General features: G+C 52.3%; 15 protein-coding genes. 2 read left to right on the top strand and 13 right to left on the bottom strand.

All coding sequences use genetic code 11. The features are described 5' to 3' along the window. Positions 1–70: 70 nt before the first annotated feature. From patD to ydcS, 5 genes are read right to left on the bottom strand one after another with little or no spacing between them, the layout of a single operon-like run. A complete protein-coding gene (gene patD, locus D8682_RS03245; protein WP_121813525.1) occupies positions 71–1,495 on the bottom strand; it encodes an aminobutyraldehyde dehydrogenase in 1,425 nt (474 codons plus the stop codon). 19 nt (positions 1,496–1,514) lie between these two features. Continuing rightward, the gene (locus D8682_RS03250; RefSeq protein ID WP_121813526.1) at positions 1,515–2,321 is read right to left on the bottom strand and encodes an ABC transporter permease; all 807 of its coding nucleotides are present in this window, start codon (positions 2,319–2,321) and stop codon (positions 1,515–1,517) included. Further along, a complete protein-coding gene (locus D8682_RS03255) occupies positions 2,311–3,249 on the bottom strand; it encodes an ABC transporter permease (protein ID WP_370090805.1) in 939 nt (312 codons plus the stop codon). Before D8682_RS03255 ends, D8682_RS03250 begins: the two co-directional genes overlap by 11 nt. A gap of 7 nt (positions 3,250–3,256) precedes the next feature. Next, positions 3,257–4,282: an ABC transporter ATP-binding protein gene (locus D8682_RS03260; RefSeq protein ID WP_064546541.1), complete on the bottom strand. Its 1,026-nt coding sequence runs from the start codon at positions 4,280–4,282 to the stop codon at positions 3,257–3,259. A 13-nt stretch (positions 4,283–4,295) separates the two neighbouring features. Further along, positions 4,296–5,441 carry a putative ABC transporter substrate-binding protein YdcS gene (gene ydcS / locus D8682_RS03265; RefSeq protein ID WP_064546539.1) on the bottom strand — a complete coding sequence of 382 codons (1,146 nt, stop codon included), beginning with the start codon at positions 5,439–5,441 and terminating at the stop codon, positions 4,296–4,298. A 292-nt stretch (positions 5,442–5,733) separates the two neighbouring features. On the opposite strand from ydcS, the gene D8682_RS03270 reads away from it, so the two are divergent. Continuing rightward, entirely contained in the window at positions 5,734–6,120 is a 387-nt protein-coding gene (locus D8682_RS03270; protein WP_064546537.1) for a VOC family protein, read from the top strand. Positions 6,121–6,215: 95 nt separating this feature from the next. On the opposite strand, the gene benD is transcribed toward D8682_RS03270, so the two are convergent. The 7 genes from benD to D8682_RS03305 all read right to left on the bottom strand — a co-directional run bounded on the left by benD (position 6,216) and on the right by D8682_RS03305 (position 12,438). Further along, on the bottom strand, positions 6,216–6,989 hold the full coding sequence (gene benD / locus D8682_RS03275) for a benzoate diol dehydrogenase BenD (protein WP_064546535.1): 774 nt from the start codon (positions 6,987–6,989) through the stop codon (positions 6,216–6,218). A 9-nt stretch (positions 6,990–6,998) separates the two neighbouring features. Then, complete coding sequence (gene benC, locus D8682_RS03280) at positions 6,999–8,027, bottom strand: benzoate 1,2-dioxygenase electron transfer component BenC (RefSeq protein ID WP_121813527.1); 1,029 nt, start codon at positions 8,025–8,027, stop codon at positions 6,999–7,001. Between the two features lie 14 nt (positions 8,028–8,041). After that, positions 8,042–8,530, bottom strand: coding sequence for an aromatic-ring-hydroxylating dioxygenase subunit beta (locus D8682_RS03285; protein WP_121813528.1), 489 nt, complete (start codon positions 8,528–8,530; stop codon positions 8,042–8,044). Continuing rightward, positions 8,527–9,912: a Rieske 2Fe-2S domain-containing protein gene (locus D8682_RS03290; RefSeq protein WP_064546530.1), complete on the bottom strand. Its 1,386-nt coding sequence runs from the start codon at positions 9,910–9,912 to the stop codon at positions 8,527–8,529. Before D8682_RS03290 ends, D8682_RS03285 begins: the two co-directional genes overlap by 4 nt. Before the next feature lie 103 nt (positions 9,913–10,015). After that, positions 10,016–10,942, bottom strand: a complete 927-nt coding sequence (gene catA / locus D8682_RS03295) for a catechol 1,2-dioxygenase (RefSeq protein WP_064546528.1) — start codon at positions 10,940–10,942, stop codon at positions 10,016–10,018. Between the two features lie 76 nt (positions 10,943–11,018). Then, on the bottom strand, positions 11,019–11,309 hold the full coding sequence (catC, locus tag D8682_RS03300; protein ID WP_121813529.1) for a muconolactone Delta-isomerase: 291 nt from the start codon (positions 11,307–11,309) through the stop codon (positions 11,019–11,021). Between the two features lie 10 nt (positions 11,310–11,319). Then, entirely contained in the window at positions 11,320–12,438 is a 1,119-nt protein-coding gene (locus tag D8682_RS03305; RefSeq protein WP_064546524.1) for a muconate cycloisomerase family protein, read from the bottom strand. A 365-nt stretch (positions 12,439–12,803) separates the two neighbouring features. On the opposite strand from D8682_RS03305, the gene D8682_RS03310 reads away from it, so the two are divergent. Next, on the top strand, positions 12,804–13,541 hold the full coding sequence (locus D8682_RS03310) for an IclR family transcriptional regulator C-terminal domain-containing protein (protein ID WP_064546584.1): 738 nt from the start codon (positions 12,804–12,806) through the stop codon (positions 13,539–13,541). On the opposite strand, the gene D8682_RS03315 is transcribed toward D8682_RS03310, so the two are convergent. Continuing rightward, the gene (locus D8682_RS03315; RefSeq protein WP_121813530.1) at positions 13,538–14,074 is read right to left on the bottom strand and encodes a GNAT family N-acetyltransferase; all 537 of its coding nucleotides are present in this window, start codon (positions 14,072–14,074) and stop codon (positions 13,538–13,540) included. The two genes, D8682_RS03310 and D8682_RS03315, sit on opposite strands and share 4 nt — an antisense overlap. Positions 14,075–14,076: the final 2 nt, after the last annotated feature.

A 14,076-nucleotide genomic window follows, 5' to 3' on the forward strand; every position in this document is an offset into this window, starting at 1 on the left:
TCAAAAGAAAGCACATCAGTGTGGCACACCTAAATTATAGACTTCATGAACACAACCGCTTATTGGCGTCTTAATGTTTAATCATCACATGGCGGACAACGGTGTAATCCTCCAGCCCAAACAGTGACATATCTTTGCCGTAACCCGACAGTTTTTGCCCACCATGTGGCATTTCACTAACCAGCATGAAATGGGTATTCACCCAGGTACAACCGTACTGTAAGCGAGCGCTAAGGCGATGCGCGCGGCCCACATCTTTTGTCCAGACTGAAGAGGCCAGGCCGTAGCTGGAATCATTCGCCCAGCCCAAAACCTGCTCTTCTTCATCAAACGCGGTCACGCTCACCACCGGGCCGAAAACTTCTTTCTGCACGATGTCATCTTCCTGCTTCGCCCCCGCAAGCAAGGTTGGCTGGAAGTAATATCCCGGCCCGTCTACTTTCGCCCCGCCCGTTACCACTTTGACATGTGCCAGAGCTTTGGCGGCATTCACCGCGTTGTTGACCCGCTCAAGATGTGCGGCAGAACTTAACGGCCCAAGTTCGGTAGATTCATCTTCCGGCGCGCCAACTTTCAGGCTGCTGACCGCTTCCCCCAGTTTCTCAACCAGTTTGTCGTAAATACCCTTCTGCGCGTAGATACGACAGGCTGCGGTACAGTCCTGGCCCGCGTTGTAATAGCCAAAAGTCCGCACGCCTTCCACTACCGCATCCAGGTCGGCATCATCAAACACAATTACCGGCGCTTTGCCGCCCAGCTCCATATGAGTGCGCTTAATCGAAGGCGCGGTATGGCTGATGATATGTTCACCGGTAGCAATCGAACCGGTTAGCGACACCATGCGCACTTTCGGGTGACCGGTCAGCACATCGCCGACCGTTTGCCCGCGCCCAAACAGCACATTCAACACACCTGCCGGGAAAATATCTTTCGCCAGTTCCGCCAGCTTAAACGCAGTAAGCGGGGTGATTTCAGACGGTTTAATCACCACACAGTTACCAGCGGCAAGTGCCGGGCCGAGTTTCCAGGCTGCCATCATCAACGGGTAGTTCCACGGCGCGATAGACGCCACCACACCCACCGGATCACGGCGGATCATCGAAGTATGACCGCTCAGATATTCCCCCGCCGCCAGTCCGTTCAGGCAGCGGCTTGCGCCCGCAAAGAAGCGGAACACATCCACCACAGCGGGAATTTCATCATTCAACACGCAGTGATAAGGCTTGCCGCAGTTTTGCGATTCCAGGCGGGCAAACACATCGCCATTTTGCTCAATCACATCAGCCAGTTTCAGCAGATGTTCGGCGCGCTCTTTCGGCGTGGTTTGCCCCCAACTGGCGAAGGCGTTATCCGCCGCTGTCACTGCGTCATTAACCTGGTTCGCCGTGGCTTCGGCGATTTCCAACAGCACTTCACCGGTTGCCGGATTGTAGACCGGTAACTTTTCCCCGAGGCCGTCTACTAACTGGCCGTTAATTAATAGCTGGCTTTGCATAGTGATACCCTTCTCAACGTTATTTACCGCTGCCCGCGACGTCATCTCCGCCACGGCTCAGCCAGTACGCCCCTAGAATCGGAATGGTGGTCATCAGCATCACCATCAACGCCACCACATTAGTAACCGGAACTTCACGTGGGCGCCCAAGCTGGTTGAGCAGCCACAACGGCAAGGTGCGTTCGTGTCCGGCGGTAAAGGTGGTGACAATAATTTCATCAAATGACAGCGCGAACGCCAGCATGCCTCCGGCTAACAGTGCCGAGCCGAGATTCGGCAAAATCACATAGCGGAAGGTTTGCCAGCCGTCAGCCCCCAGATCCATCGAAGCTTCAATTAAACTATAAGAGGTGCGACGGAAACGGGCGATGACGTTGTTAAACACAATCACCACGCAAAACGTTGCGTGGCCCACCACAATAGTCAGGAGACCGGGTTCAAAATTCATCATCTTAAAGGCGGTTAACAACGCAATACCGGTGATAATTCCCGGCAAAGCAATCGGTAACAGCAGTAATAACGAGATGGCATTTTTGCCAAAGAATTCCCGCCGCCAGAGTGCCGCAGCGGCCAATGTCCCGAGAATCAAAGCAAGTAGTGTTGCCAGTGAAGCAATTTTAAGTGACAACGTCACCGAATCCAGAATGTCGCCGCGCGATGCGGCAACGCTGAACCAGTGCAGCGTCAGCCCTTTGGGTGGAAAGCTGAATGCGGCTTCTTCGGTGTTAAAGGCATAAAGCGCGATAATCAGCAGGGGGAAATGCAGGAAAATCACCCCGCCCCAGGCGGCGATTTTCAGCAGTAACGGAGCGCGTTCAGAGTGCATCGAAAGCCCCCAGTCGTTTCACCAGTGAAAGATAAATGGCGATCAATACAATCGGCACCAGCGTAAAGGCCGCGGCCATCGGCATGTTGCCAATTGCCCCTTGCTGGGAATAGACCATGTTGCCGATGAAATACCCCGGCGGCCCCACCAGCTGCGGCACAATAAAATCACCGAGGGTGAGCGAAAAGGTAAACACTGAACCCGCCGCCACACCCGGAATCGCCAGCGGTAAAATCACATGGCGGAAGGTTTGAGCCGGGCGAGCCCCCAAATCTGCCGATGCCTGTAACAATGACGGCGGCAAGCGCTCAAGTGCGGCCTGAATCGGCAAAATCATGAACGGCAGCCAGATATAGAGAAACACCAGAAAGCGGCCAAAACCAGAAGTCGACAGCGTATTGCCGCCGATTGCCGGAATGGTCAGCATCAGGTTAAGCAACGGCTCCAGACCCATGTGTCCAAGAAACCACTGCGCCACACCATCGCGTGAAAGCAACAATGTCCAGGCATACGCTTTTACGATGTAGCTCGCCCACATCGGCAACATCACCGCGATATAGAAAAACGCTTTGAGTTTGCCGGTGGTATAGCGCGCCATGAAATACGCCATCGGGAAAGCCAGCACAGCACTGGCGAGCGTCACGGCGATCGCCATGGTTAGCGTGCGCAAAATAATGTCGTAATTCGCCGGGTTAAACAGTGCGGCAATGTTGGCGAACGTCAGGTCTGGCGTGACCGACATGGTGAAATCATCGAAGGTGTAAAATCCTTGCCACAACAGTGTCAGCAACGACCCCAGATAAATAACACCAAACCACAGCAATGGTGGCAGCAGTAACAAAGCCAGCCAGAATCCAGGGCGTTGCCACAAAAACGTAGCAACGCGGCGCATCAGGCGGTTGTCAGGATGGGATGCGGGAAGACTCATATCCATTTCATCCTTCCCCCAGCAACGGAACCATCGCCGCCCGGGGCCAGACTGCGGTGACCTGCTGGCCGATTTGATAGCGTTCTTCGCTGATAATGCGTTGCGGGTTCGCCTCACTGACCAACAGTTTTTCGCCACCGGCAAGACGCAGTTCAAAACGCGTCGCCGCCCCTTGATAGTGGATTTCCTGAATCATGCCATTGACACGAATTTCGTTGCTGAGGCTCGGTTCATTACTCAGAACGATGTGTTCAGGGCGCAGTGAAAATAGCGCTTCTTCACCACACACTTTCCCGGAAAGCGCCGGTTGCAACACGTTTGAAGTGCCCACAAAACTCGCCACAAACGCAGTGCGCGGTTTCATATACAACTGGCGTGGCGTATCAACTTGTTCGATACGGCCATTGTTAAACACCGCCACGCGGTCGGACATCGACAACGCTTCACTTTGGTCATGGGTGACAAAAATAAAAGTGATGCCCAATTCACGCTGCAGGTTTTTCAACTCGCCCTGCATCTGTTCACGCAGTTTGAGATCCAGCGCGCCCAGCGGTTCATCCAGCAACAAGACACGTGGGCGATTGACTAAGGCACGTGCCAGCGCCACACGTTGCCGCTGCCCACCGGAAAGTTGCGACGGTTTACGAGCGTGAACAAAACCCAGTGCCACGCGCTCGAGTGCTTCTTGCGCTTTGGCGAGGCGAGTTTTCTTATCCACGCCTTTGACCATCAAACCATAAGCAACATTTTCCAGCACCGTCATATGGGGGAATAAGGCGTAATCCTGGAAGACGGTATTCACATCCCGTTGATAAGGCGGCACGTCTTGCGCCGGTTTGCCGAAAATGGCGATTTCGCCGGAGGTGACCTGTTCAAAGCCCGCAATCAGCCGTAAGCAGGTGGTCTTGCCCGAGCCAGATGGCCCGAGCATGGAGAAAAACTCCCCGTCTTCAATATCAATTGAGACGTTATCTACGGCTCGCACATCACCGTAAAGGCGCGAGACGTTTCGAAACTGCACAGCGTACGGCATAACGCCTCCAGGCTTAACGGCCACCCATGATGGCGATGTAATCCTGGGTCCAGCGACTGTACGGCACGAATTTACCGCCTTCGGCTACCGGGGTTTTCCAGAACACGATCTTATCGAAGTAGTTATAGCCGTTGGTTTCACAGCCTTTATCGCCGAGCAAGGTACTGGCTTTACAACCTTCAGCCACGGCAGGCAGTGAGCCAAACCAGGCCGCTACGTCACCCTGAACTTTCGCTTTTAGCGAGTGGTCCATCCATTTGTAGGCGCAGTTCATATGTTTCGCATCAGCATGCAGCATGGTGGTATCTGCCCAACCGGTGACGCCCTCTTTCGGGAATACGGTACCAATCGGCTGGCCTTCCCCTTTCAGGGCGTTGGCCTGATACGGCCAGGCGCTGGAAGCGACTACACCTTCGTTTTTGAAGTCGCTCATTTGCACAGTGGTGTCATGCCAGTAGCGGTGAATCAGACCGTGTTGGTCACGCAGTACCTTCAGCACTGCCGCGTATTGTTCTTCGGTGAGTTGGTACGGGTCGGTAATGCCAAGTTGTGGCTGTGTGGCTTTAACAAACAACGCGGCATCGGCAATGTAAATCGGCCCGTCATAAGCCTGCACTCGGCCCTGATTGGTTTTGCCGTCAGGCAAGTCTTGTTTGACGAACACCACACTCCAGCTGTCTGGTGGCGTCGGGAAAGTTTTGGTGTTGTACATCAGCAGGTTTGGCCCCCACTGATACGGCGTGCCATACACTTTGCCGTCGACGTTAAACCACGAGCCTTTTACCAGGCGCGGATCAATATTTTTCCAGTTAGGGATAAGCGCAGTATTAATCGGCTGCACACGTTTACCCATAATCAGGCGCAATGAGGCGTCGCCCGATGCGGTCACCAGGTCGTAACCGCCCTTCGCCATCAAACTGACCATTTCGTCAGAGGTGGCCGCCGTTTTCACGTTCACCTTACAACCGGTCTCTTTTTCGAAATCCGTCACCCAATTGTAGGCTTTGTCGGTATCACCACGTTCGATGTAACCCGGCCACGCGATAATATCGAGCTGCCCTTCACCGGCACCAATTTTGTCTGGAAGCCCTGCCGCCTGTGCAGAAAGCACGGTCAAACAGAGGGTGGATAGAGTCCATATAGCCTGTTTTGTACGCATTGCTGCTACTCCTGTCGGAAAGATAAAGGCGGCACGACATGGGTTATTTGTGCCAAAAGTGCAAAAAAATCCCCGTACAAAAACAATAGTCTGCGCCAATATGGCAAGCATGGCGGTAACCGGATATTTCACCAGGATGTGATAGAGGGCGCAGTAAACAGCGCGACGGGCATCGCGGTACGAGTAAGATAACCAGATGATTTTTAAAGTGTAGACAAGGTGTAAACGAAGCGGTGACTCTGCGCTACTGCTTTCCACAACTATCGAAATTTCATATGGATGGAGGTAAAAGATGCAGGTTGCTCATATCGCCCTGTGGACCAACAATCTTGAGAGCGCCTGTGCCTTCTGGCGTCAACATTTCAACGCGCATATTGGTGAGGCTTATCACTCAAAGCGCCGTGAAGGGTTTATCTCCCATTTTGTGACGCTGGAAAATGGCCCTGCACTGGAACTGATGACGCTACCGGGGCTGGTTGATAAACCGCCGCGCGAAGATAACCGCACCGGCTGGGCGCATATCGCTATTAGCCTGGGTTCTGTGGAAGCGGTCGATAAACTCGTCGCTAGCCTTAAACCGCTCGATGCTCTGGTACATGAAGCGCGCTGGACTGGCGATGGTTTTTACGAGGCGGTGATAGCAGACCCGGATGGTAATCTGATTGAGATAACGTCCTGATGATGTCGTGAATGCTGCTGACGCGAATCCACCCTACAAAATCGAAACCGTAGGTCGGATTCGCGCCAACAACACCCGTCAATTTACACTTAAAGTTACCCTAAATCGCCGCCACCCACCGGAAGAATGGTGCCAGTGATATAGCTGGCGTCATCACTGGCCAAAAACAGGATGGCGTTAGCCTGCTCTGCAAGCGTCCCGTAGCGATGCATCAGGCTGCTGTCTTTGGTTTGATCAACCACTTGCTGATACCACGCCTGTTCTTGCGGGCTGGGTTGTTCCTGATTGCGCGGAGTCAGTCTCGCTGGCGCTTGCGTCCCACCAGGTGCGGTGGCATTGATACGAATCCCACTACCGGTGTATTCCATCGCCAGCGACTGCGTAATGGCATTTACCCCGCCTTTTGCTGCGGAATAAGGCACACGGTTAACGCCACGCGTCGCCACTGAAGATACGTTCACAATCACACCACGCTGTTGTTCCAGCATATACGGCAGCACTGCGCGGCATCCCCACAGCGTTGGAAATAGCGAACGGCGGATCTCCGCTTCAATTTGATCGGGCTGATATTCTGCATACGGGCGGGCCCAGATAGTGCCACCGACGTTGTTCACCAAAATATCCAGCTGACCAAAGTGTTGATGTGCCTGCGCCATGGTGTGCTGGGTACTTTCCCATTGTTCAAGGTCAGCCTCCAGCGCCAGCACTTCACAGCCTTGTTGATGCAGGTTTTCAGCTAGTTCAAAAACATATCGCGCCCGGTCGATCAACACCAAACGCGCGCCCTCTTGAGCCATTTGCTCTGCCACCTGGCGGCCAATACCTTGCGCCGCGCCAGTGATGACGGCCACTTTATTTTGGAATCTCATTGGTTCTCCTTATGCGGCCGCATGCTGTTCGGCCTTCTGGCCTGGGGCAAATTTTTCATAGTGGAAACTGGCTGGTGTTATCTGGCGTTTCTGCAAGGTGCGTAACACTGCATCCACCATTGGCGGCGGGCCGCAAAGATAAACATCTACGTCGCCATCATTGAGCAATGCGTGGTCAAAATGGTCAGTGACAAAGCCTTTTTGCGGGCAGGCAGACTCTGTATCCGTGACGACAGGCAGCCAGCGGAAATTCGTTAATCGCCCTGCCAGTTCATCCAGCGCTTCTGTCATCACCAGGTCACTGTCTTTGGTGACACCATATAGCAACGTAATAGGTTGGTTAACGGGATTTAATGCGAGCTTTTTCAGCATCGCCAGAAATGGCGCAAGCCCCGTGCCCCCAGCCAACATGACTATCGGGCGTTGCAGCGGACGTAAATAGAAACTGCCCATCGGGCCGGTAAGTGTTAGCTCATCTCCGGTTTTAGCCTGCTGTAACAACCAACTGCTCATCAACCCGCCCGGCACATTGCGGATCAGGAAACTGGCTTGCGTATCGCCAGGTAGCGAGCTGAAAGAGTACGCACGCAACTGTGTACCGCCTGGCACCTGAATATTCACATACTGCCCAGGCAGGAAGTCGATCCCTTTTTCTAGTTCAATGACCAACTCAATGGCGCTGGATGACAAAGCGTCACAACGAATAACCTTACCCTGGAATCTGCCGATACCGGTTTTACACGCCGATGCACTCACTGGCACATCTATCACACAGTCCGAACTGGGAACCATTTGGCAGGTCAATACCTGGCGCTGCCTGGATTCATCGTCAGACAACGCCTCTTCGAGGAAATCTTCACCTAACGAGTATTCCCCACTAGCGCAGTGGCATTTACAGGTTCCACACACACCGTCGGAGCAATCCATCGGTAGGTTCACTTTCTGGCGATAGGCAGCATCAAGGATTTTTTCACCTGCATTGCAGCTAATGAAACGCGTAACCCCATCTTCAAAGTTGAGGGCGATGTTAAAACTCATGGCAATTCCTCTACTCAGATGTGATAAATGTCGATAACCTGGCGGATGTAGTCATTGTTTAGCTGAATGGTTTTACGGGTGATCTGCGGCAGGCCTTCCGTATGTCGTAGCGTGCAATAGGTGGTGCCAAAGAAGTAACCGCTTTGTTGATAACGATGGCTATGCGTCACCCAATTGTAACGCACATCGACGCAGTCACCGTGGCTGCCCACAATCATGATATTACTGAGCATATGGGTGGTTCGCGGTTCCGGAGTACTGGCACCAGAACGTTCGGTCTTAATGCGATACACACGGTCTTCCAGCCCGTCACGGCTTGGGTAATAAATCAGGGAAATCTGGCTTTGTGGGTCAGTCGTGAGCTTGTCGTCGTCTCCCCAGGCAGGCATCCAGTAGACCACTTTGGGGCTGTAACAGCTTAGCCATTCGTCCCACTGACGGTCGTCCAACAGGCTGGCTTCGTAGTAAAGAAATTGGCTGATGGCGTTAATGTCCAGGTTCATGGTGCAACCTCCACACGCTGAGTGATTGAAGCATCATATTGCTGTTGCTCTTTCTCGATAGCCGCCAGCATGGTTTGTTGCCAGTGATGGTGATGGGCAATATAGAGCGCTTCGTCTTCCGAACGAATGCCACTTATTTGCGGTGTGAATCCTGACTGTTTGGCGTGATCATCCGCGCCATAGACCCAATGCGTTGCGCCACGGCTTAAATCGCTCCACTGCAGATTCGTCGCCATATAGCCCTGCTGGCAGGAACGGAACTCTTCCAGATCATCAGGCGTCCCCATACCGCTGACATTAAAGAAATCTTCGTACTGTCGGATACGAGTGGCCCGCTTTGACGCGCTTTCCCCTTTTGGTGCAAAGCAGTAAATCGTCACTTCGGTTTTATCGACGGCAAGCGGACGAATGACGCGGATTTGTGTAGAGAACTGGTCCATCAGGTAGACGTTCGGATACAGACACAAGTTACGCGTTTCATTGACCATTAAGTCGGCACGTTTTTCGCCAAACTCGGCTTTCAGGCGCTCAGTTTCGGTAAATACCGGGCGAACTTCTGGGTTCAGTGCGCGCGTCCACAGCAGCATGTGGCCGTGTTCAAAACCGTAACCCCCGCCGACGCTTTTTGACCAGCCGTTAGCATCCACGGCCTGAGTACCCTCAGCTTCATAATTCCGGCGCGACATCGTCGAAGCATAGTTCCAGTGCACAACACTGACGTGATAACCGTCCGCGCCGTTTTCGGCACCTAATTTCCAGTTACCTTCATAAATATAACTTGATGCACCTTGCAGCACTTCCAGCCCTTCAGGGGCCTGATCAACAATCAAATCAATGATTTTGCACGTTTCGCCCAGGTAATCCTCAAGCGGCATAACATCGTCAGACAGACTGCCAAACAGGAATCCACGATACGACTCAAAGCGCGGCAGTTTTTTCAGGTCGTGGGAGCCATTTTGTTTAAATGATTCCGGATATCCCCCGACGCTTTCATCCTTGGCTTTCAATAGCTTGCCATTGTTACTGAACGTCCAACCGTGGAATGGGCAGGTAAACGAGTTTTTATTGCCCGCTTTACGGCGGCATAACATCGCGCCACGGTGAGCACAGCTATTAATTAAGCCATGCAGTTCGTTCTTTTTATCGCGTGTTATAAGTACCGGCTGCCTGCCGAGCGTTAAGGTAAAATAATCTCCGGCGTCAGGGATTTGGCTTTCATGCGCCAGATAAACCCAATTCCCTTCAAAGATATGTTTTATTTCCAGTTCAAATAATTGGTCATCGACAAATACATTGCGATTACAACGGTAAATATCATTCTCACGATCAACAATTAAAGCGTTGCTGATTTTTCTTTTAATACCATCGAGTTTATTTTGCATAACATGGCTTCCGGGATAAACGTAGATCTGGTAATAAACACTGGCGAGCGCTGCGCTAATCCGACCTGCAAATGATTATTTTGCAGGTCGGATGCTATGTTATTTATTCTTTAGCGCGGATTCTGGTGATGCGAGATTCTTCCTCAGGGGAATGGGCTTTGCAGATCGTAAAATCAAATTCAACTTCAGTATGTTCGCCAGTTAAATTACGCGTTTTAATCGTTTGTGGGTCGCTAATCGTGACTGGTTCAGCAATTAAACCATCGCGGGTAGCAAAAGCAAAATCATCCCACAAGTATTTATCACCATTCAGGTTAATTTGACTGGTGAGATGTTTATGGCCTGGTGCTGAAACGAAGAAGTGAATATGTGCAGGGCGATTACCGTGGCGGCCCAGACGGTCGAGCAGCTTCTGGGTTGGGCCGTCTGGTGGGCAGCCATAGCCTGACGGGACAATACTTTGCACGCTATAACGCCCATCACTGCCGGTTTTAATGCGGCGGCGCAGGTTGTATTCGCTTTGGCTCGGGTCGAAGAATGAATAGTTCCCCAGCGTATTCGCGTGCCAGATATCAACAATCGCGTTGGCGACTGGGTGGCCTTTGGTGTCGCGAACGGTGCCGTGCAACCACATCGTTTGGCCGTTATCTTTCCCGTCATCCATGCGGGTGTGGCCTTCAGCCAGCGGCGCATTGGCGACATACAACGGCCCTTCGATGGTACGCGGAGTGCCGGATTCAAGCTGAGCTGCGGCATCCAGCGCATCCTGGCGTAAATCCAGATAGTGTTCAATGCCCAGACCTGCGGCTAATAATGCGGCTTCCTGGCGGCCACCCAATTCATGCAGATAGTTTGCCGCATGCCAGAATTCTTCTTCGGTGATATTAAACTCATCAATTATCGTACAAATATTTTCCAGCAGGCGATGAATAATATTTTTAAAACGCTCATCTCCTTCCACACCATTCAAACCGGCACTTTCTCTTAATAAAGCTTGCACTTCAGGCAGGTGAACAAAGTTAGTTGTCATGTTTATTGTCTCATTGCTTACTTGTAGGGAACCATGCCTGAGAAAAGGCATGGTGCAGGTTAATTTTTATTATTGTTTATTTATCATCATTACGAATTGAAGATGGATGACGGCACAATGCATCAACTTTGATATCCATGTACGGATACAATGGCAAAGCCATTAATAAATTGTGTAACTCCTCAGCATCTTTAACATCAAAAATACTGATATTAGAATATAACCCGGCAATGCGCCAAATATGGCGCCACTTGCCTTCTTGTTGTAACTGCTGTGAATAGGCTTTTTCTTTGGCTTTAATTTCAGCGGCAGTTTCCACTGGCATGTCGAGTGGAATATTTACCGTCATCTCAACTTTAAATAACATGGCTTTCTCCTTATGCCTTACGGCGGTAAAACGCTAATTTATCTTCATCCAGGGTCACACCCAACCCCGGGGTTGCTGGCAAGGTCACCGCGCTGTTAGCAAAATGCAGCGGCTTTTCGACAATATCGTCTTTCAGTAATAGCGGGCCAAACATTTCTGTCCCCCACGCCAGCGGTAATGTCGACCAGGCATGCAGCGAAGCTACCGTGCCAATCGTGCCTTCCAGCATGGTGCCGCCGTACAACCCAATGCCTGCGGCTTGAGCCACATGTGCCAGGCGCAATACGCTTGCCGGGCCACCGGCTTTGGCAATTTTCAACGCATATGCGCCGGTAAATCCACGACGCGCAATATCGTAGCCGTCTTCGCTACTGGCTACGGCTTCATCCGCAAGAATCGCTGCATTGCCACGCTGACTCAAACGCACCAGGCTTTCTATGTCATGAGCGGCAACAGGCTGTTCGATTAAGTCGATTCCCATCGCGTCGAGTTCCGCACAGCCGCGTGCTGCCTGGCTTGCATCCCACGCCTGGTTGACATCGACACGGATACTGGCTTGCGAACCAAGAGCTTCGATGATGGCGCGCGTATGTTGCAGATCGGTGCGTAAATCCCGAGCACCGATTTTCAGCTTAAAGGCGTTGTGTCGCCCCTGGGCCAGCAACTTCTGACCTTCAGCAATATCTTTGGCTGTATCACCGCTTGCCAGCGTCCATAACACCGGAAGTTCGCTGGTTAACGCCCCGCCCAACAAGGCGCTGACCGGTAAACCCAGCGCTTTGCCCTGCGCATCCAATAACGCCGTTTCGATGGCAGATTTGGCGAAAGTATTGCCGCGCACGCATTTATTCATCAGCGCGACCAGACGGTTGACGTTATCCGCAGGCTGGCCTTCCAGTAACGGGGCAAGATAGGTATCGATCGCGGATTTGATCCCTTCCGGGCTTTCAACGCCATAACTCAGCCCGCCAATGGTGGTCGCTTCGCCCAGGCCGGTGATGCCGTCGGAGCGCGTCAGGCGCAGAATAACCAGCGTCTGGCAGCCCATAGTGGTCATCGAGAGTTTGTGTGGCCGAATCGTTGGCAGATCAACAATCAGGCTTTCAAGGTGTTCGATTGTGGCGCTCATATCCTTCCCGTCGGCGTGGTAGTTACGCCTTTATTTTTTAAGATGTTTGCCGGTCAAATCCCCTGCAAACAAAACGGTGTTTCCTGACAATAGGAGCAACCCCACCAAAGCGTCAACGGCGGTAATCGAATTGTTGTGCGATTATCGACGCGTTTCATTTATACGGCGGATATTTGTGATCGTGGTGGAATATTCCATACATTGTCCGGGGCAAAGTTGCCGGGCAAACGGGCTTAGCGCATCCTGATGACCATGAAGAGCGGCTGGAGCGGCAACTTGTGAACGAAAAAAACCATGATATTCAGAATGTTATTCATGATGATAATCAAGAAATTCAAAGCGTTGCTAAAAGAGATCCCAACTTTATGCTGTCACTGGCTCGTGGGCTGGAGGTGCTTAACGCCTTTACCCCCCAGCGCCAGCGACTGACTATCTCGCAACTGAGCCAGAAAACGCATATCTCCCGTGCAGCTGTGCGCCGCTGTCTTTATACCCTCGCCACCTTAGGGATGGTTCACAGCCCGGATGGTCGCAGTTACGAATTACTGCCGCGCGTATTAACGGTCGGCCATGCTTATCTTGCCGGTACGCCGCTGGCGAAAGTGGCGCAGACCGCGCTCGACAACCTCAGCAAATCGCTTAACCACTCGTGTTCCGTCGCCACGCTGGATGGTGACAATGTGCTCTACATCGCCCGTACCGCTGTAGATAATTTAATGAGCATTGATATTGGCCGTGGCAGCCGCCTGCCCGCGTGGGCAACATCGATGGGGCGAGTATTATTGAGCGCGTTACCGGAAGAAGAACTGGAAGTTTATTTGGGGCGGGCAAAGTTGCTGCGTTACACCCAACATACGGTTTCCAGCGTGGCGCAGTTACGTGAAGAGATTGCGCTGGCGCGACGCCAGGGTTATGCGATTAACGATCAACAACTGGAGATTGGTTTACGTTCAGTTGCCGTACCGATGCTGGCACGTGGTGGCAAAGTAGTTGCCGCAATGAATGTCGGCGTACCCGCCACCGAAGTTAGCGTCACAGAACTGCGCGCCAACATTCTGCCACCGCTACGACGCGCGGCGGCAGATTTATCGATGTCACTTTAAAGCATCTGGTTTTTGGTGATGCGGTACAGTACGTGGCGGCACAACGGCTGGCCTTGCTTGAGGGCTGGGTGGTCAAACTCTTCGCAACGATGCATGCCGATTTTTTCCATCACGCGTTGTGATGGCTGATTTTCCAGCGCGGTAAAAGCGACGATTTCGTCCATTGCGTATTGGTTGAAACCAATTTCCAGCGCTTTACGTGCTGCTTCCGGTGCGTAACCTTTACCCCAGAACGGTTTATCCAGCCGCCAGCCTATTTCAATCACCGGGGAAAACGGCAGTTCGTATCCAGGAATATTCAGGCCCACAAACCCGATAAATGCCCCGCTGCTTTTCTCTTCCACCGCCCATAATCCCCAACCTTTATCGGCGAGGATCTGTTCGACAGCATTCACCATATTGTCGCTTTCTTCACGGGTGCGCGTATTGGGGAAGTAACGCATTACTTCAGGACTGGCATTCATCGCGGCAAACGGCTCGCGGTCGCTTTGCTTCCATAGCCTTAAAATCAGGCGCTCGGTCTGGTATTCCATTG

Origin of the sequence: Buttiauxella sp. 3AFRM03, from assembly GCF_003675305.1 — a bacterium.
Lineage (GTDB): Bacteria > Pseudomonadota > Gammaproteobacteria > Enterobacterales > Enterobacteriaceae > Buttiauxella > Buttiauxella ferragutiae.

Coding starts and splice junctions, on each gene's coding strand:
- D8682_RS03285 (WP_121813528.1), bottom strand. CDS start 8,530: ATGAACCTGGACATTAACGCCATCAGCCAATTTCTTTACTACGAAGCC.
- benD (WP_064546535.1), bottom strand. CDS start 6,989: ATGAGATTCCAAAATAAAGTGGCCGTCATCACTGGCGCGGCGCAAGGT.
- D8682_RS03255 (WP_370090805.1), bottom strand. CDS start 3,249: ATGAGTCTTCCCGCATCCCATCCTGACAACCGCCTGATGCGCCGCGTT.
- ydcS (WP_064546539.1), bottom strand. CDS start 5,441: ATGCGTACAAAACAGGCTATATGGACTCTATCCACCCTCTGTTTGACC.
- benC (WP_121813527.1), bottom strand. CDS start 8,027: ATGAGTTTTAACATCGCCCTCAACTTTGAAGATGGGGTTACGCGTTTC.
- catC (WP_121813529.1), bottom strand. CDS start 11,309: ATGTTATTTAAAGTTGAGATGACGGTAAATATTCCACTCGACATGCCA.
- catA (WP_064546528.1), bottom strand. CDS start 10,942: ATGACAACTAACTTTGTTCACCTGCCTGAAGTGCAAGCTTTATTAAGA.
- D8682_RS03310 (WP_064546584.1), top strand. CDS start 12,804: ATGCTGTCACTGGCTCGTGGGCTGGAGGTGCTTAACGCCTTTACCCCC.
- D8682_RS03315 (WP_121813530.1), bottom strand. CDS start 14,074: ATGGAATACCAGACCGAGCGCCTGATTTTAAGGCTATGGAAGCAAAGC.
- D8682_RS03260 (WP_064546541.1), bottom strand. CDS start 4,282: ATGCCGTACGCTGTGCAGTTTCGAAACGTCTCGCGCCTTTACGGTGAT.
- D8682_RS03270 (WP_064546537.1), top strand. CDS start 5,734: ATGCAGGTTGCTCATATCGCCCTGTGGACCAACAATCTTGAGAGCGCC.
- D8682_RS03250 (WP_121813526.1), bottom strand. CDS start 2,321: ATGCACTCTGAACGCGCTCCGTTACTGCTGAAAATCGCCGCCTGGGGC.
- D8682_RS03290 (WP_064546530.1), bottom strand. CDS start 9,912: ATGCAAAATAAACTCGATGGTATTAAAAGAAAAATCAGCAACGCTTTA.
- D8682_RS03305 (WP_064546524.1), bottom strand. CDS start 12,438: ATGAGCGCCACAATCGAACACCTTGAAAGCCTGATTGTTGATCTGCCA.
- patD (WP_121813525.1), bottom strand. CDS start 1,495: ATGCAAAGCCAGCTATTAATTAACGGCCAGTTAGTAGACGGCCTCGGG.